The following is a 16,244-nucleotide window of genomic DNA, read 5'->3' as shown; positions in this document are numbered from 1 at the left end:
GTGGCGCCGGTGCCGTGAGTGTCAGTGACGGTCGCGGCGCAGCGAATCGATCTCGCGCTGGAAGTCGTCGGCCGACTCGAACGACCGGTAGACCGAGGCGAACCGCAGATAGGCCACCTCGTCGAGGTCGCGCAGCGGACCGAGGATCGCGAGACCGACCTCATTGCTCGGTATCTCGGCCGAACCCGACGAGCGCACGGTGTCCTCCACCTGCACCGCAAGCTTCGCCAGTGCGTCCTCGTCCACCTGACGGCCCTGGCAGGCGCGGCGCACGCCCTGCATCACCTTCTCGCGACTGAAGGGCTCGGAGATGCCGTTGCGCTTCACCACGGACAGCACAGCCGTCTCGACCGTGCTGAACCGCCGCCCGCATTCATTGCACGACCTGCGGCGACGGATCACCTGGCCGTCGTCGGCGACTCGGGAGTCGACGACACGGGTGTCGTCGTTCTTGCAGAACGGGCAGCGCATGCCATGACAATACCCGCCCGCCTCAGCCGTACTGCGGGGCGATAAGCGCTTGTCCGACATGCAGTCCCGATGTCTCGAGGCCGTTCAGGTCGCGCAGCTGGGCGATGACGCCCGCGGACGGCAACTCCGGAGCGATCCGCTCAGCGAGCGCGGTGAGCGACTCCCCCGACCGGACGTACACCACGTGCGTCGCCGCCGGCGACTCCGGCGTCGCCGCATCCTGGTAGCCCGCTCCGACGAGGGCGAGCAGCCACACCATGCCGGCGAGGGTGCCGCCGACCACCGCGGCCCCGGCCCACCGGCGCCTGCGGTACACCGCGGGCGACAGCGCGGTCCGGCCGGCCGGCGGCGCATCGAACATCACTCGCCGGTCCGCGACCGGGCGACGCCGCTCGGGGCGGCCGGTCGGGAAGCACGTTCCGCTCGAGTCGCCTCGCCCCGCTCCGCGTACTCCCCGATCACGGACCAGCGAGCCACGGACCACCGGGATGTCGCAGGTCATCGCCGACGCAGTGGAGTGCACAGCAGTGGAGTGCACAGCAGTGGAGTGCGCAGCAGTGGAGTGCGCAGCGGTGGAGTGCGCAGCGGTGGAGCGCACAGCGGTGGCGCGTCCGGTCGGGGCGGGTGCCGTCCTCGTGCTCATGACTCGTCTCCAATCGATCGCGTGTTCGAAGAACTCTTGTTCGATAGTTAACACGAGGGGTCCGACAAACGCCGACACGCGTCGAACAATTGTTTGAGTTTTGTGACCTACTCAACTAGCCTTTGGACCATCGATCGAACACAGCTGACGAAAGGCCCGACCGTGACCGACACGCCCGATCCGATGCTCTCCACCGCGACGCTCGAGGCCTCATTGACCCAGCGTCAGCGCGAGGTGCTCGAGGTCATCCGTCAGTCGGTCCGCGAGCGCGGCTACCCGCCGAGCATCCGTGAGATCGGCGAGGCCGTCGGACTCACCTCCACGTCGTCGGTGGCCCATCAGCTCCGCACGCTCGAGCGCCGCGGCCTTCTCAAGCGCGATCCGCACCGTCCGCGTGCGGTGAACGTTCGGGACGATCAGCGGACACCGCCCTCGGGCGGTGCCGAGGCCGACGGAGAGTCACTCCCCACGCCGACCTTCGTTCCGGTGCTCGGCCGGATCGCCGCCGGCGGACCGATTCTCGCCGAACAGGCCGTGGAGGAGGTCTTCCCGATGCCGCGCGAACTGGTCGGCGACGGTTCCCTGTTCATGCTTCGCGTGGTCGGCGAATCGATGATCGACGCGGCGATCTGCGACGGCGACTGGGTGGTCGTGCGCCAGCAGAACGTGGCGGAGAACGGTGACATCGTCGCCGCGATGATCGACGGCGAAGCCACCGTGAAGACCTTCAAGCGCACCGACGGTCACGTCTGGCTCATGCCGCACAACGAGCATTTCGAGCCCATCCCCGGCGACGACGCCGCCATCCTCGGCAAGGTCGTCACGGTGATGCGCCGTATCTGAGGCGCCCGGCCGGCCTCAGCGGGACATCACACCTCGCCGGCCAGAACCGCGCGAACCGCCTCGCGCGCCTGTGACGGACTCGTCGCGGCGATCGCGGCGGACGCCGCATCGCGGCACTGATCCATGGTGACGGTACCCAGCTTCAGTCCCACCGCGGCCGACGCCGCAGGCGCGGACGACAACGACGTCACACCCATCCCGACCAGCACACATGCCAGCAACGGATCGGCAGCCGCCTCGCCGCATACGCCCACGGGCTTGCCCTGGTCCCGACCGGCGTCCCCGACCCGCTGTATCAGCGCGAGTACCGCCGGCTGCCACGGGTCGGTGAGCGCCGCCAGCTCCGGCGACATCCGGTCCGCCGCCATCGTGTACTGGGTCAGGTCGTTGGTGCCGATCGAGACGAAGTCCACTTCGGCGAGGATCGCGTCGGCGAGGATCGCCGCCGACGGCACCTCGATCATCACCCCCGGCACCAGACCGCGTTCCCGAACCCGCGCGGCGAATTCGCGCGCCTCGTCGACCGTGGCGATCATCGGTGCCATCACCCACGGCGTCGCACGGCCGTCGTCGCGCGCCGCCTCCGCCAGCGCATCGAGCTGGTTGTTGCGGATGTCCGGATACGTCTGCACGATGCGGTTGCCGCGGACTCCCATCGCCGGATTCGGCTCGTCGGAGTGGGCGACGAACTTCAGTGGCTTGTCCGAGCCCGCGTCGAGGGTGCGGATCACCACCTTGCGCCCGGGAAAGGCGTCGATCACCTCCCGGTAGAGCTCTACCTGCTGGGCGACGGTGGGCTCGGCCGCGCGGTCCAGGAAGGCCAGTTCGGTTCGGAACAGTCCGACGCCCTCCACCGGCGCCTGCGCCGCCGACCGAGCGGACACGCCGTCGGCCACGTTGGCCAGGATCGCGACCGCGTGCCCGTCCGCCGTGCGGCCCGGCCCGCGCCAGGCCGCCGTCTCGGCCGCCCGCGTCGCCGCGGCCGTCACGGCGTCCGAGATGAGTCCGGCGTCCGGGGCGGCCCCCACCGTTCCCGCGTCCCCGTCCACGTAGCCCATGGCTCCGGAGGGGATCTCATCGAGTTCAGCGGCGGCGACCACGCACGGAATACCGAGTTGGCGAGCAATGATCGCCGTGTGGCTGCTGGGGCCGCCGAGCCGCATGCCCAGCCCGATGACGCGTGCCGGGTCCAGACCCGCGGTGTCGGCGGGCGCGAGGTCGTCGGCGAGCAGAATCGACGGTACGTCCGGCACGGGGATGCCCGGCTCCGAGAGCCCGAGGAGTTCGGCGACGACGCGGTCTCGGACGTCCAACAGATCGGTGACCCGTTCAGCCATGAGGCCGCCGAGCTTGGTGAACATCTCCACGAACTGCTCGGTGGCCGCGATCGCGGCGAGCGGCGCTCGAACGCCCTGCGCAATCGACTTGCCCGCGGCCGTCGCCCACCCGCGATCGCGCGCGAGACCGGCCGTGGCAGTCAGGACCTCGGCCGCGACGCCGGTGCTGTGGGAGGCCCGGTCGGCCAGCCGGTCGGCCACCACTCCGGCGGCGGCGGTGAAACGCTCCATCTCTGCGTCGCGGAGCTCCTCCGGAACGGGAGAGTCGTCGATGGCGTCGAAGCCGGGTCGCGGTGCGGGTCTGATGATCGGTCCGTACGCGAGGCCACCGACCACCGGAGTACCGGAGACGATGACGTCGGCGCGGAACGGGTTCTCGGCAGGCACGGGAGAAGTCACCTCGGTCATGTGAGAAAGATTACAGAAAGTCCTTGACGTGTCAACACGTACCCATGTAAACAAAGATGCGTAACCAACCAAATCAACACAGATCCACATCTTTGCACGATCCCCATCGTTGCATGAGATCGGACAGTCGGGAGAGCAGATGTACGCGGAGGAACGCCAGTCGGCGATCGCGAACGAGGTCCGCCTGCGCGGCCGCGTCTCCGTAGCCGATCTCGCCGCGCGCTTCTCCGTGACCGGCGAGACCGTGCGCCGCGACCTGGCTATTCTCGCTCGCAGCGGCCATCTGGTGCGCGTCCACGGCGGAGCCGTACGCCTCGACGTCGCCGCAGTGGTCGACGAACCTGATCTGGTGGTTCGGGAGGAGACCCACCGAGGCGAGAAGAGCGCCATCGGTGCCGCTGCGCTGGCATTCCTGCCCGCCGACGGCGGTTCCATCGTGATCGACGCCGGGACCACCACTCTGCAGTTGGCTCTATCCATCCCCGTCGACGCCCGCTTGACCTGCGTCACCAACAGCGTGCAGATCGCCGAGGTGGTGGCGGAGTTGCCCGGCTCCGGGGTGCTGCTGACCGGCGGCAGACTCCGGCCCAAGACCGGTGCCTCCGTCGGCGCCGACGCGATCGAGCGACTCTCGCGCATCCGTGCGTCGGTCGGCTTCCTCGGCACCAACGGTCTGTCGCTCGAGCACGGTCTGTCGACACCCGACGCCGACGAGGCCGCCACCAAACGCGCCATGATCGCGGCCTGCACGACGACGGTGGTCCTCGCCGACTCGTCCAAGATCAACCGGGAGGAACTGATGAGCTTCGGAACCCTGGAGGACGTCGATGTCCTCGTGACCGACGCCGGGATCGACTCGGCCTTCGCCGACGAACTGCGCGCCCACGAGATCGAGGTGGTGATCGCATGATCGTCACCGTCACCGCCAATCCGAGCACCGACCGTACGATCGAGCTCGCCGGACCGCTCCGGAGGGGCGAGGTGCACCGTGCGGCCCGCGTCGTCGACCAACCGGGCGGCAAGGGAATCAACGTCGCACGGGTGGTGCGGGCCGCCGGCCTTCCCACACTGGCCGTCCTGCCCGCCCGCGCCGACGACCCGTTCATCGACAGCCTGCGCGCCGTGGCCCTTCCGCACCAGGCGGTGTCGGCGGACGGGACGGTCCGGACCAACCTGACCGTCGCCGAACCGGACGGCACCACCACCAAGATCAACGACGCCGGAACGGCCGTCTCCGCCGAGGCCGCGGCCGCGCTGCGCACCACGATCATGGCCCGTGCCGAGGGAGCGGACTGGCTCGCTCTGTGCGGCTCGCTGCCGCCCGGCCTCCCCGACGACTGGTACGCGCAGGTACTCGCCGCGACGGCGTCGCTGCACTGTCGGGTGGCCGTCGACACGTCCGGCGCACCCCTGGCCGCGGTGGCCGCCGCCCGTCCGGCACTGCTGAAGCCGAACTCCGATGAGCTCGCCGAACTCACCGGCGACGATCCGGCCGGCATGGAGAGGTCTGCGGCGCAGGGTGATCCCAGCGTCGCAGCGGCCGCCTCCCGAACACTCGCCGACCGGACCGGCGGGACGGTGCTGACCACGCTGGGCGCGGCCGGCGCTCTCCTGACCACCCCGGACGGCATATGGTTCGCCACCGCGCCGGCTGTCGCGGTCCGCAGCACCGTCGGCGCGGGCGACGCCTCACTCGCCGGTTATCTGATCGCGCACCTGCGCGGTGCCGACGAGGCCGGGCTCCTGCGCAGTGCCGTCGCTCACGGCTCGGCGGCCGCAGCACTGCCGGGCACCACGCCGCCCACTCCGGATCTGCTCGACGAAGCGGGTGTGTCCGTCTCCCGGCTGTCCTGATCCGTCCGCGAAGAACCCCGACACCCAGAATCTCCGAGTCCCCGAATCCCCGACCCCCAGAATCCCGACCCCCCCAGAATCACCGAGGGAGCCATCATGTCCCAACAGATCATCACGCCGGAGCTGGTCCTGCTCGACGGTGACGCCGGCGCTGATGCGGACAGTGTCATCGCCGCGCTCGCCGGTCTGGTCGCAAACGCCGGCCGCTGCACCGACCCGGCCGAGCTCGCCGAGGCCGCTATGGCACGCGAACGCAAATCCGCGACCGGGCTTCCCGGAGGCATCGCGATCCCGCACGCACGCGTCGCCTCCGTCACCACCGCCACCCTCGCCATGGCACGCCTGACGCGAAAGGCAGAATTCGGTGCTCCGGACGGGCCCGCCGACATCGTCTTCCTGATCGCGGCACCGGAGGGAGCCGCCGGCGAGCACATGAAGGTGCTCAGTTCGCTGGCGCGCGCCCTCGTGCGGCCCGACTTCGTCGCCGCCCTGCGCGCGGCGCCCGACGCCGCCGCCGTCGTCGATCTGGTCAACGAGGCCGTCGAGGGCAAGCCGGCCCCTGCCCCGGCCGCAGCGACCCCCGCAGCGACCCCGGCAACTGAGACCCCGGCAACTGAGACCCCGACCACCGAATCCCCAGCGGCCGAGCCCGGGACCACTCGGATCGTCGCCGTCACCGCGTGCCCCACCGGGATCGCGCACACCTACATGGCCGCCGACGCCCTCAAGCTCGCCGCCGAACGCGCCGGCGTGGAGTTCGCGGTGGAGACCCAGGGGTCGACCGGTTCGACGCCCTTCGCCCCCGATGTGATCGCCGCCGCGGACGTGGTGGTCTTCGCGACGGATGTGGGCGTCAAGGGCCGCGACCGGTTCGTCGGCAAGCCGGTGGTCGCCTCCGGCGTCAAACGCGCGATCAACGAACCCGATGCGATGATCGCCGAGGCGGTCCGCACGGCGCGAGATCCCCGGGCCGCCACCGTCGCCGGGGATGCGAACGCCGGCGCGCAGGCGCCCGCGGCCTCCCGTGTGGGCATCGGAGGTCAGCTCAAGCAGGCTCTGCTGACCGGTGTCAGCTACATGATCCCGTTCGTCGCCGCGGGCGGTCTGCTGATGGCGCTCGGCTTCCTGCTGGCCGGCTACGAGATCGGCAGTTCGACGGTGCAGGAGGGCACCTCGGACGGACTGTACTACGCACTGCACTACAGTCTCTGGGATCTGCCGCCGGGCGGGCTCATGCAGTATCTCGGCGGAGTGAGTTTCGCGATCGGCAATCTGGCGATCGGGCTCATGGTGGCGGTCCTGGCCGGCTACATCGCCTACGCGATCGCCGACCGGCCCGGTCTCGCTCCCGGATTCACCGCGGGTCTGATCGCCGTCGCCGTGAACGCCGGCTTCATCGGCGGTCTCGTCGGTGGTCTGCTGGCCGGCGTCGTCGCCCTCTGGCTCTCCCGGCTGCCGCTGCCCCAGTGGGCGCGCGGACTGCAACCGGTCGTCATCATTCCGCTGGTGGGCACGCTCGTCACCGGCTTCATCATGTTCGCTCTGCTGGCCCGTCCGCTGTCGTGGATCAACACCTCGCTCGAGGACTGGCTCAACTCGATGTCCGGCAGTTCCAAGGTGATCCTCGGCATCGTGATCGGCCTGATGATGTGCTTCGATCTGGGCGGACCGGTCAACAAGGCGGCGTACGCCTTCGGCGTCGCCGGCCTCGGACTCGCCGGCGCGGGCGTCGCACAGTGGGAGATCATGGCCGCGGTGATGGCCGCAGGCATGGTTCCGCCGCTGGCGATGGCGCTGGCGACCACCCTCCGACCGTCGACGTTCACCGAACCGGAGCGCGAGAACGGCAAGGCCGCCTGGCTGCTGGGCGCGTCGTTCATCTCCGAGGGCGCGATCCCGTTCGCCGCCGCCGATCCGTTCCGCGTGATCCCGTCCATGATGCTGGGCGGTGCGGTCACCGGAGCGCTGTCGATGGCGTTGAGCGTCCAGTGCCGGGCACCCCACGGGGGCGTGTTCGTCCTCTTCGCGATGAACGGCACGTGGTGGAAGTTCCTGATCGCTATCGTGGCGGGCGTGATCGTCTCCGCCGTCGCCGTCCTCGCCGCCAAGCAGTACCAGCCCAGCCGGGAGCGCACGCCGATCCCCGCCGAGGCCGCCTGAAACACCCGGGCCCGAGCACGCAGCTCGGGCCGTCACACCGAAAGAAAGGCACGTCCATGCCCAGCACCACCGTCACCGTCGGATCGGCCGTCGGTCTGCACGCTCGTCCCGCCGCCATCATCGCCGACGCGGCCACCGCTCTCGGCGTCCCGGTGACGCTCGCCGCCGGCGGTGATCCGGTCGACGCGGGCAGCGCGCTGATGATCATGACCCTCGGCGCGGAGAAGGGCGCCTCGGTCACCGTCGAAAGCGACGACCAGGCCGCGGTCGATCAGATCGCGGCACTGGTCGCCAAGGATCTCGACGCCGAGTAGCCGGGCGAGACCGTCAGGCGACGGTCAGATCGCTGTACTCGGCCGCGAGCGCAGAAGGCATCCGCACATGCAGGCGGGTGCCTTCGGCGTTGTGCTCCGTGTCGAGCACGTGCGCGTGCTGGTGGAGCCGGGAGATCACCTCTCCGCGGGCGAACGGCACCTGCAGGACGGCGTCCACATCGTCTCGCTGCAGGAAGTCGGTGATCGCGGCGAAGAGCCCGTCGAGCCCCTCACCGGTCCGGGCCGAGACGAACTGCGCATCCGGATACTCGGCCCGCAGCGCCGTCATGGTCACGCCGTCGACGGCGTCGATCTTGTTGACGACCAGCATCTCCGGCGGCGCGGGGCGGTCCTCTTCGGCGAGCACCTCCCCCAACACCTGGCGGACGGCCGAGATCTGGTTGGCCGGGAACGGGTCTGACCCGTCCACCACGTGGACGAGCAGATCGGCGTCGACGGCCTCCTCCAGTGTCGACCGGAACGCCTCGACCAGCTGGGTGGGCAGATGCCGGACGAAGCCGACGGTGTCGGTGAAGACCACCTCGTGCCCGTCGGCGAGCTGCGCGCGGCGGGTGGTCGGATCGAGCGTCGCGAACAGTGCGTCCTGCACGAGGACTCCCGAGCCGGTCATCGCGTTCACCAGGCTCGACTTGCCGGCATTGGTGTAGCCGACCACCGTCAGGGCCGGTACACCGCCCCGGCGGCGCGCCGCGCGCTTCACCGTCCGAGCCGTCTTCATCCCGCGAATCTCCTTGCGCAGCTTGGCCATTCGCTCGCGGATCCGCCTGCGGTCGGTTTCGATCTTCGTCTCACCGGGGCCACGCAGGCCCACGCCGCCGTTGCTGCCGGCGCGGCCACCTGCCTGGCGCGACATCGACTCGCCCCAGCCGCGCAGCCGGGGAAGCATGTACTCCATCTGCGCCAGCGCCACCTGCGCCTTGCCCTCACGCGAGGTGGCGTGCTGGGCGAAGATGTCGAGGATGAGCGCGGTGCGGTCGATCACCTTCACCTTGACGACCTTCTCCAGCGCCGTCAGCTGGGCGGGAGTCAGCTCACCGTCGCAGATCACGGTGTCGGCTCCGCTGGCGACCACCACTTCGCGGAGTTCCTCGGCCTTGCCGGAGCCGAGATAGGTGGCCGGATCAGGTTTGCCACGGCGCTGGATCAGGGCGTCGAGCACCTGCGATCCGGCAGTCTCGGCGAGCGCGGCGAGTTCGGCCATGCTGGCGCGGGCCGCGGCGACGCTCCCGGTGGTCCAGACGCCCACGAGGACGACCTGCTCCAACCGGAGGCGGCGGTACTCGACCTCGGTGACGTCCTCGAGTTCGGTCGACAGGCCGACGACGCGTTGCAGCGAGGCACGCTCGTCGAGCTGGAGTTCGCCCACCGTGGGTTCGCCCGGGCGTCCACGCTCCGAGAGCCCCGGGACCTCCTCGGCGGACCGGTCGTCGGCGGATTCGTCCAATGCAGATTCTTTGGTCAGTTCAGTCATATGTACATCCATTGTGCCCCCGACCGGCACCGGAACGCATCCGGATTTCCCGCGGGTGCCCGCTCAGTCGGCCCAGCCCGCGACGAGCCGGCCGCGGGCCACCAGCCGAGACGGGCCGCGCAGGACGGCCGAGCCGTCGCCGACAGTGACCAGCACGTCGCCGCCCGGCACTGTGACCGCGACCGACCCCGAGTCTCTGCCGGCCCCCGACAGCGCAGCCGCTGCGGCGGCCACCAGGCCGGTACCGCACGATCGGGTCTCCCCGACGCCCCGCTCGAACACTCGCATGTGCGCATGGAAGTCGGCCTCGTCGGCCGGGGTCGGGCCGCCCGGGGTCAGCGGGGTGAGGATCTCGACGTTCGCCCCGTCCGGAAACAGCGCCGAGTCCAGCTCGGCGCCGGTGGTGAGATCCAGTGTCGCGAGCCGTTCGGGCGTCAGTCCGTCGACCACGCAGGCCAGGTGAGGGTTGCCGACGTCGACGGCCTCGCCCGTCAGCGTCGTACCCGCGATGCGGACCTCGCTCGGACCGCGCAGCGCCACCGGTCCCATCGAGACACTCACGTCGGCGTCGGCGTCGTCGGCCGAGTGCACGGTGACCGGACGGGCCCCGGCGCGCGAACCGACGGTGAACGCATCGGTGTCGACGAGCCCTTCGGTCCGGCAGTAGTGCGCGAACACGCGCACACCGTTGCCGCACATCTCCGCGATCGAACCGTCGGCGTTGCGATAGTCCATGAACCAGTCCACGCCCGAAACGCCCTCGGGTAGCCGTTCCAGCACCTGTTCGGCCACCAGCGATCCGGCGGTCGCGACGCGCAGAACGCCGTCGGCACCGAGTCCCCGCCGGCGGTCGCAGAGGGCGACGACGAGGTCCTCGGTCAGTTCGATCTGTGCCTGAGGATCGGGCAGGATCACGAAGTCGTTCTGGGTGCCATGCCCTTTGACGAAGGTCAGCGCCGGAGAGTTCTTCACTCCCATCAGGCTACGCGGAGCGCGCGGAGCGCATTCTCCAGCAGGGCGGGATCGGCGGCGTCGAGCCACACCGCGCGCGGGTCGCGCCGGAACCACGACCGCTGCCGGCGCACGTACCGTCGCGTGCCGAAGAAAGTACGCTCCTGCGCCTGATCGAGGTCGTAGACGCCGTCGAGATACTCGATGACCTGTGCATAGCCGATCGCCCGCGAGGCCGTCCGTCCCTCCCGCAGGCCGCTCTCGCACAGTGCTCGCACCTCGTCGACAAGGCCGGCGTCGAACATCGCCGCGGTGCGCAACCGGATCCGCTCGTCGAGGGCCTCCTTCTCTCGGTCGAGGGTCAGGATGCGGGTCCCCCACCGCGGTTCACCGATCGACGGCGCCGACGCCGCGAACGGCTCCCCGGTGATCTCGACCACCTCGAGGGCGCGCACGATGCGCCTGCCGTCCGAGTCCAGGATGGTGGCCGCGGCGGCCGGGTCGACCTCGGCCAGCCTGCGGTGGAGAGCCAACGGCCCGATCTCGGTGAGCAGCGCCTCGTACTTCGCCCGCACCGCGGGATCGGTCGACGGGAACTCCCAATCGTCGAGCAGGCCCTGGATGTACATCATCGACCCGCCGACGATGACCGGCAGCCGGCCCGATGCGAGAAGCGCTTCGACGTCTGCCGTCGCCGCGGACTTGTAGCGGGCGACGGTGGCGGTCTCGGTGACGTCGAGGACATCGATCTGGTGGTGCGGTATCCCCCGCCGTTCGGCGACGGGAAGCTTGGCGGTGCCGATGTCCATCCCGCGGTACTGCTGCATCGCGTCGACGTTGACGATCTCGCCGCCGAAGTGTTCGGCGAGATCGAGGGCGAGTTCTGATTTGCCGCTGGCCGTCGGGCCGATGACGGCGATGGGTGCGAGGGTCACCGCGGCGCCCCCGGCGACCAGACGGCGACGGTGTAACCGACCCCGAACGGGGCATCGCGATACAACACCTCTGCCGCTGCGACATCAGACACAGCGACATCGGCCGCGGGACCGCCGCAGGCGGCCGCCAGGACCTGCCATGCGGCCCTGCCTCCGACTCCCTCCGCGGCGCACGCGTCCGCGTCGAGGGCGGCCAGTGCGCCGGTGTCCGCGCGGGCGAGCGCGTCGTCGATCCGCCGCTGAAGCGCGATCGCCGAGGGCCGCTCGCCGCCGCCCGGAGCGCCCGGCGACAACGCGGTGCAGCCGTCGGCCACCACCAGAAGTCCCACCCGGTCGCCGCTGTCGGGATCGCCGCTGTCGGGATCGTCGCTGTCGGGATCGCCGCCGTCGGACAGGGCGCGCGCGAGTTCCAGTCCGGCTGCCGCGCACTGGTCCGGCGACCACTCCGGATCCACCACCCACGGCGTCACCGTGATCCGCTCTCCGCCGCCGTCGGCCTCACCGCGGACCCACCCCGCGATCAGCATCGACAGGGGCAGCGGCGCGCCCTCGGTCGGCGGACCGCCGAGTCGTACCGGGTGCGGCACACCGTATCCGCCGAAGTCGCCGCAGCTGCGGTAGTCCGTGGCACCGGCGGAGCCGGCGCGATCGGCTGCGCCGAGTGCGATCCACCGATCGGCCGCGCTGCCGAGCCGCTTCGCCACCGCACGCACGGCCGCGCGTACGGGTTCGGTGTCGGTGGCGGCCGGACCGGCCAGTTCGGGGACGAGCAGCGGAGCGCTCGGGACTATCGCAACCAGGGCTAGCACGGTCTCGACGCTACCGGTGCGCGCGCGGAACATCGGTTCGGGCCCGGCACCGGCGGCGTCCCGGCCTCGATGTGGGAGGCAATGTTGCAGGCCGCGCCCACAACCGTCGCCGTGCCTGCTTGAATGAACCTCGTAGTGAATGAACCACGCAGTGATCTGGCAGCCGTGACGCGCGGCGAAGACGATTCAAGAGGTACACGCATGATCAACTCGCCCGACTCGAGCAACCCGGCCTCGAACGGCCCGTCGGCCCCCAAGCCCGGCCCGAAGCCGGGACCGAAGCCTGGCCCTCGGCCGCGTCCGGTCCCCCGGCCCGCAGTCGGCGGCCCGACCCCGGCGGTACCGGTCCATCCGGTGCCGGTGGGTGATCCGAACGAGTTCGGCCGGATCGATTCGAGCGGTGCGGTGTGGCTCAAGACTGCGAGCGGCGAGCGCCAGATCGGCTCGTGGCAGGCCGGGACCGTCGAAGAGGGCCTCGCGCACTTCTCCCGGAAGTTCGCCGACCTGGCCACTGAAGTGGAGATCCTCGAGGAGCGTCTCACCGCCCGTTCCGGCGACCCCAGGAAGACTCAGGCGTCGGCGGCGCATCTGCTCGCCGAACTCCCCGACGCACAGGTCATCGGTGACGTCGACAGCCTGGCGGCCCGTCTGGAGGTGATCGTCTCCGGCGCCGACGATGTGGCGCAGGAGGTCAAGGACCTGCGCGAGTCGGCCCGTGTCTCGGCGATCGAACGCAAGGAGGCGCTGGCGGCCGAAGCCGAGCACATCGGGAGCGAGAGCACCTCGTGGAAGGCGGGCGGCGACCGGCTCCGGGCGATCCTGGACGAGTGGAAGACGATCAAGGGCATCGACCGCAAGACCGACGATGCGCTGTGGCGGCGTTACTCGAAAGCGCGGGACGCGTTCAACCGGCGTCGCGGTGCGCACTTCGCCGAACTCGACCGCGAACGGGCGGGAGCCAAGGCGCGCAAGGAGGAACTGATCGCCGAAGCCGAGGCGCTGTCGGACTCCACCGACTGGGGCCCCACGGCGGCCAAGTTCCGCGAACTCCTGGCCGAATGGAAGGCCGCCGGTCGCGCACCGCGCGACACCGACGAGGCGCTCTGGCTCCGGTTCAAGGCCGCACAGGATGTCTTCTTCCAGGCCCGCAACGCGGTGAACTCCGAGCGTGACGCCGAGTTCGCGGAGAACGCGAAGGCCAAGACCGCACTGCTCGACGAGGCCGAGGCGAAGATCGATCCGGCGGCCGATCTGGAGACCGCGCGGCGCGAGTTCCGTACCTTCCGCGAGAAGTGGGACGAGATCGGCAAGGTCCCGCGCGAACAGATGCACAGACTCGAGAGCCGTGCGCGGGCGCTCGAGAAGCGGCTGCGCGACGCCGAGGACGCCGACTGGGCACGCACCGACCCGGAGGCGCAGGCGCGCGCCGCGCAGTTCACCGAGCGCGCCGACAAGCTCGACGAGCAGGCCGAGAAGGCCGCCGCCGCGGGACGCGACCGTGAGGCCGCGGAGCTGCGGCAACAGGCCGCGCAGTGGCGCGAGTGGGCCAGCGCGGCCCACTCGGCGCTCACCGATCGCTGACGCCCACCAGGTCCCGACGGCCCGGGCGCGGTGCGTTCGCACCGAGCCCGGGCCCGGAACTCAGTCCTCCGACGCGGTCCCCTCAGGAGTCTGGTCGCCCCGAGGCTGGTCGCCCTGCGTGTGGGCATTCTCCGCCGAGTCCGCTTCCGCAGAATCCGCTTCGTCGGCTCTCGCGGCCTTCGCGCTGGGCGCCACCGGTCGCTGGAGCGACAGTCCGAAGGCTTCGCGGTTGGCGGCCTCGGCGCGACGTTCCTGCTCCAGCGCGAGGTGGTAGGAGTTGCGATTCCACACCACTCGGGCCCAGTGGAACACCAGAACGATCGCGACGGCCCAACCCAGCAGCAGACCCGCGCCGGCACCCGACGGCGACGCCGTCTCGTCGACTCCGACGGTGTTCCGGGTCCAGATCGCGAGCATGCCCGCCACCGCGTCGACCGCGGTTCCGGCCAGCGCGATCCAGGCGAGCACCCAGCGACGGGTGATCAACGCGAGCGTCGAGAAGCCGATGCCGAAGATCGCCAGCATGTAGACGAAGATCTCCGACGGCAGCTTGATGTGCTCGGCGGTGGCCTTGTCGGTCATCATCAGCACGTCGAGACCCGTGGCGTCGCCGGCATGCGGCAGAACCAGCGAGACCATTGCGAGCAGCACGCATACGGCGACCACCACGGCCCGGGCACCGGGGTCGATCTCCCCCGCGACCTTCTTCTCGGTCTTTCGGAGCTCGTGCTCGTATCGAGTGAAAGTATCCAGATCGTTCTTACTCATGAACAGCCTCCAGTTCCGCATGCGCTCGTCGGCTCAGGAACGGACTGCACTCCGATCGACGGCATCCCGAGCCCGACGCCGACGGGTGGTGTGGTGGGCAGGGTGCCCGCCTCGTGCGCATCGCCGGCGCGGGTACGACGGTGCGAGAGCACCCCGGCGTCGGCGATCAGATGATGGGGGGCGGCGTCGGTGATCACGGTGGTCACGACATCACCCGGACGGATGCCGCCGGTCCGACCGTCCGCATCGCCGGTCGATAGGAAGTGCACCAGACGTCCGTCGCGGGCGCGTCCGGTCATCCGCCCGGTCGAGGAGCTCTTGCGTCCCTCGTCGGCGACGACGAGCAGTTCCGCCTCGGTCCCGACCAGCGCCGTGTTGCCCTCCAGACAGATCCGCTCCTGGAGCGCGATCAGCCGCTGGTACCGCTCGGTCACCACCTCCGGCGGAACCTGATCGGGCATGGTGGCGGCCGGGGTGCCCGGTCGCGGCGAGTACTGGAAGGTGAACGCGCTCGAGAAGCGCGCCCGCTCCACCACGTCGAGCGTCTCCGCGAAGTCCTCTTCGGTCTCGCCGGGGAAACCGACGATGATGTCGGTGGTGATGGCGGCGTGCGGCATCGCGTCGCGGACGCGGTCCAGGATGCCGAGGAACTTGGTTCTGCGGTAGCTGCGTCGCATGGCCTTGAGGACTCGGTCCGAGCCGGACTGCAGCGGCATGTGCAGCTGCGGGCAGATGTTGGGGGTCTCAGCCATCGCCGCGATGACGTCGTCGGTGAACTCCGCCGGATGCGGCGAGGTGAAGCGCACCCGCTCCAGTCCCTCGATGCCGCCGCACGCGCGCAACAGATCGGCGAACGCCCCGCGGTTGCGCGGGATGTCCGGATCCGCGAACGACATCCCGTAGGCGTTGACGTTCTGGCCCAGCAGGGTCACTTCGAGCACGCCCTGGTCCACCAGTGCCTGCACCTCGGCGAGAACGTCGCCCGGACGCCGGTCCACCTCCTTGCCGCGCAGCGACGGCACGATGCAGAAGGTGCACGTGTTGTTGCAGCCGACCGAGACCGACACCCATCCCGAATACGCCGAATCACGGCGCGCGGGCAGGGTGGACGGGAATCGTTCGAGCGAATCCAGGATCTCGACCTGCGCCTCGTCGTTGTGGCGGGCCCGTTCGAGCAGCACCGGCAGCGAGCCGATGTTGTGGGTTCCGAAAACGACGTCCACCCAGGGTGCGCGGCTGCGGACGGTGTCCTTGTCCTTCTGCGCCAGACACCCGCCGACGGCGATCTGCATCCCGGGTCGCCGCGCCTTCACCGGCGCCAGATGCGACAGATTGCCGTAGAGCTTGTTGTCCGCGTTCTCACGCACCGCACAGGTGTTGAAGACCACCAGATCGGCGTCGTCGCCGTCGTCGGCGGCCACATAGCCCGCGTCTTCGAGGAGGCCCGCGATCCGTTCGGAGTCGTGCACGTTCATCTGACATCCGTAGGTACGGACCGAATAGGAGCGCGGCGCCGTCGCCGCATCCTCGGTCGTCGTCTCTCCCAGGGCCTCAACACTCACATCTCAAGGTTACGTGGCGGGGCAAATCCGTCCGCGTCACACGTACCGCATCGCCGGCATGTCCGGTTCCGCGCGGCGACACGCGGGAACATGCGAAAGAACCCGTGCGGCGACGC

Annotated in this window: 15 protein-coding genes; 6 read left to right on the top strand and 9 right to left on the bottom strand. The window is 70.1% G+C overall.

Annotation, left to right across the window (positions count from 1 at the left end; genetic code table 11):
• Positions 1-21: 21 nt before the first annotated feature.
• Together nrdR and Y710_RS19055 are read right to left on the bottom strand one after the other, a co-directional pair.
• Entirely contained in the window at positions 22-471 is a 450-nt protein-coding gene (gene nrdR / locus Y710_RS06440) for a transcriptional regulator NrdR (RefSeq protein ID WP_006896283.1), read from the bottom strand.
• A gap of 22 nt (positions 472-493) precedes the next feature.
• On the bottom strand, positions 494-1,114 hold the full coding sequence (locus Y710_RS19055; RefSeq protein ID WP_231875689.1) for a LysM peptidoglycan-binding domain-containing protein: 621 nt from the start codon (positions 1,112-1,114) through the stop codon (positions 494-496).
• A 183-nt stretch (positions 1,115-1,297) separates the two neighbouring features.
• Here Y710_RS19055 and lexA point away from each other — a divergent pair, with 183 nt between their 5' ends.
• The gene (gene lexA / locus Y710_RS06430; RefSeq protein ID WP_231650344.1) at positions 1,298-1,957 is read left to right on the top strand and encodes a transcriptional repressor LexA; all 660 of its coding nucleotides are present in this window, start codon (positions 1,298-1,300) and stop codon (positions 1,955-1,957) included.
• 26 nt (positions 1,958-1,983) lie between these two features.
• Here lexA and Y710_RS06425 read toward each other — a convergent pair whose 3' ends face one another.
• Positions 1,984-3,702 carry a putative PEP-binding protein gene (locus Y710_RS06425; RefSeq protein WP_006896279.1) on the bottom strand — a complete coding sequence of 573 codons (1,719 nt, stop codon included), beginning with the start codon at positions 3,700-3,702 and terminating at the stop codon, positions 1,984-1,986.
• 139 nt (positions 3,703-3,841) lie between these two features.
• Between Y710_RS06425 and Y710_RS06420 the strand changes: the two genes are divergently transcribed.
• The 4 genes from Y710_RS06420 to Y710_RS06405 all read left to right on the top strand — a co-directional run bounded on the left by Y710_RS06420 (position 3,842) and on the right by Y710_RS06405 (position 8,030).
• The gene (locus Y710_RS06420) at positions 3,842-4,612 is read left to right on the top strand and encodes a DeoR/GlpR family DNA-binding transcription regulator (RefSeq protein ID WP_006896278.1); all 771 of its coding nucleotides are present in this window, start codon (positions 3,842-3,844) and stop codon (positions 4,610-4,612) included.
• A complete protein-coding gene (locus Y710_RS06415) occupies positions 4,609-5,556 on the top strand; it encodes a 1-phosphofructokinase family hexose kinase (protein WP_006896276.1) in 948 nt (315 codons plus the stop codon). The genes Y710_RS06420 and Y710_RS06415 overlap by 4 nt, the downstream gene beginning before the upstream one ends.
• Before the next feature lie 96 nt (positions 5,557-5,652).
• Positions 5,653-7,716 carry a PTS fructose transporter subunit IIABC gene (locus Y710_RS06410; RefSeq protein ID WP_006896275.1) on the top strand — a complete coding sequence of 688 codons (2,064 nt, stop codon included), beginning with the start codon at positions 5,653-5,655 and terminating at the stop codon, positions 7,714-7,716.
• Between the two features lie 56 nt (positions 7,717-7,772).
• A complete protein-coding gene (locus Y710_RS06405) occupies positions 7,773-8,030 on the top strand; it encodes an HPr family phosphocarrier protein (RefSeq protein ID WP_006896274.1) in 258 nt (85 codons plus the stop codon).
• A gap of 13 nt (positions 8,031-8,043) precedes the next feature.
• On the opposite strand, the gene hflX is transcribed toward Y710_RS06405, so the two are convergent.
• The 4 genes from hflX to Y710_RS06385 all read right to left on the bottom strand — a co-directional run bounded on the left by hflX (position 8,044) and on the right by Y710_RS06385 (position 12,217).
• Positions 8,044-9,522: a GTPase HflX gene (gene hflX / locus Y710_RS06400; protein WP_045540414.1), complete on the bottom strand. Its 1,479-nt coding sequence runs from the start codon at positions 9,520-9,522 to the stop codon at positions 8,044-8,046.
• A 63-nt stretch (positions 9,523-9,585) separates the two neighbouring features.
• A complete protein-coding gene (dapF, locus tag Y710_RS06395; protein ID WP_006896272.1) occupies positions 9,586-10,500 on the bottom strand; it encodes a diaminopimelate epimerase in 915 nt (304 codons plus the stop codon).
• The gene (gene miaA, locus Y710_RS06390; protein WP_006896271.1) at positions 10,500-11,408 is read right to left on the bottom strand and encodes a tRNA (adenosine(37)-N6)-dimethylallyltransferase MiaA; all 909 of its coding nucleotides are present in this window, start codon (positions 11,406-11,408) and stop codon (positions 10,500-10,502) included. Before miaA ends, dapF begins: the two co-directional genes overlap by 1 nt.
• Entirely contained in the window at positions 11,405-12,217 is an 813-nt protein-coding gene (locus Y710_RS06385) for a class III extradiol ring-cleavage dioxygenase family protein (RefSeq protein WP_039867390.1), read from the bottom strand. Before Y710_RS06385 ends, miaA begins: the two co-directional genes overlap by 4 nt.
• 201 nt (positions 12,218-12,418) lie before the next feature.
• Here Y710_RS06385 and Y710_RS06380 point away from each other — a divergent pair, with 201 nt between their 5' ends.
• Positions 12,419-13,798 (top strand): DUF349 domain-containing protein, encoded by a 1,380-nt coding sequence (locus Y710_RS06380; RefSeq protein WP_006896269.1) that lies wholly within the window; start codon positions 12,419-12,421, stop codon positions 13,796-13,798.
• A gap of 60 nt (positions 13,799-13,858) precedes the next feature.
• Here Y710_RS06380 and Y710_RS06375 read toward each other — a convergent pair whose 3' ends face one another.
• Both Y710_RS06375 and miaB read right to left on the bottom strand, forming a co-directional pair.
• Positions 13,859-14,587, bottom strand: a complete 729-nt coding sequence (locus Y710_RS06375; protein ID WP_231875688.1) for an Rv2732c family membrane protein — start codon at positions 14,585-14,587, stop codon at positions 13,859-13,861.
• Positions 14,563-16,128: a tRNA (N6-isopentenyl adenosine(37)-C2)-methylthiotransferase MiaB gene (miaB, locus tag Y710_RS06370; protein ID WP_006896267.1), complete on the bottom strand. Its 1,566-nt coding sequence runs from the start codon at positions 16,126-16,128 to the stop codon at positions 14,563-14,565. The genes Y710_RS06375 and miaB overlap by 25 nt, the downstream gene beginning before the upstream one ends.
• Positions 16,129-16,244: the final 116 nt, after the last annotated feature.

Origin of the sequence: Gordonia sp. QH-12 (assembly GCF_001578675.1) — a bacterium.
GTDB lineage: Bacteria > Actinomycetota > Actinomycetes > Mycobacteriales > Mycobacteriaceae > Gordonia > Gordonia sihwensis.
This window is presented reverse-complemented; position numbering and strand designations above follow the sequence as displayed.

Excerpts from the sequence above, each read along its gene's own strand:
- nrdR (WP_006896283.1), bottom strand. The coding sequence starts at position 471 with ATGCGCTGCCCGTTCTGCAAGAACGACGACACCCGTGTCGTCGACTCC.
- Y710_RS19055 (WP_231875689.1), bottom strand. The coding sequence starts at position 1,114 with ATGAGCACGAGGACGGCACCCGCCCCGACCGGACGCGCCACCGCTGTG.
- lexA (WP_231650344.1), top strand. The coding sequence starts at position 1,298 with ATGCTCTCCACCGCGACGCTCGAGGCCTCATTGACCCAGCGTCAGCGC.
- Y710_RS06425 (WP_006896279.1), bottom strand. The coding sequence starts at position 3,702 with ATGACCGAGGTGACTTCTCCCGTGCCTGCCGAGAACCCGTTCCGCGCC.
- Y710_RS06420 (WP_006896278.1), top strand. The coding sequence starts at position 3,842 with ATGTACGCGGAGGAACGCCAGTCGGCGATCGCGAACGAGGTCCGCCTG.
- Y710_RS06415 (WP_006896276.1), top strand. The coding sequence starts at position 4,609 with ATGATCGTCACCGTCACCGCCAATCCGAGCACCGACCGTACGATCGAG.
- Y710_RS06410 (WP_006896275.1), top strand. The coding sequence starts at position 5,653 with ATGTCCCAACAGATCATCACGCCGGAGCTGGTCCTGCTCGACGGTGAC.
- Y710_RS06405 (WP_006896274.1), top strand. The coding sequence starts at position 7,773 with ATGCCCAGCACCACCGTCACCGTCGGATCGGCCGTCGGTCTGCACGCT.
- hflX (WP_045540414.1), bottom strand. The coding sequence starts at position 9,522 with ATGACTGAACTGACCAAAGAATCTGCATTGGACGAATCCGCCGACGAC.
- dapF (WP_006896272.1), bottom strand. The coding sequence starts at position 10,500 with ATGGGAGTGAAGAACTCTCCGGCGCTGACCTTCGTCAAAGGGCATGGC.
- Y710_RS06380 (WP_006896269.1), top strand. The coding sequence starts at position 12,419 with ATGATCAACTCGCCCGACTCGAGCAACCCGGCCTCGAACGGCCCGTCG.
- Y710_RS06375 (WP_231875688.1), bottom strand. The coding sequence starts at position 14,587 with ATGCGGAACTGGAGGCTGTTCATGAGTAAGAACGATCTGGATACTTTC.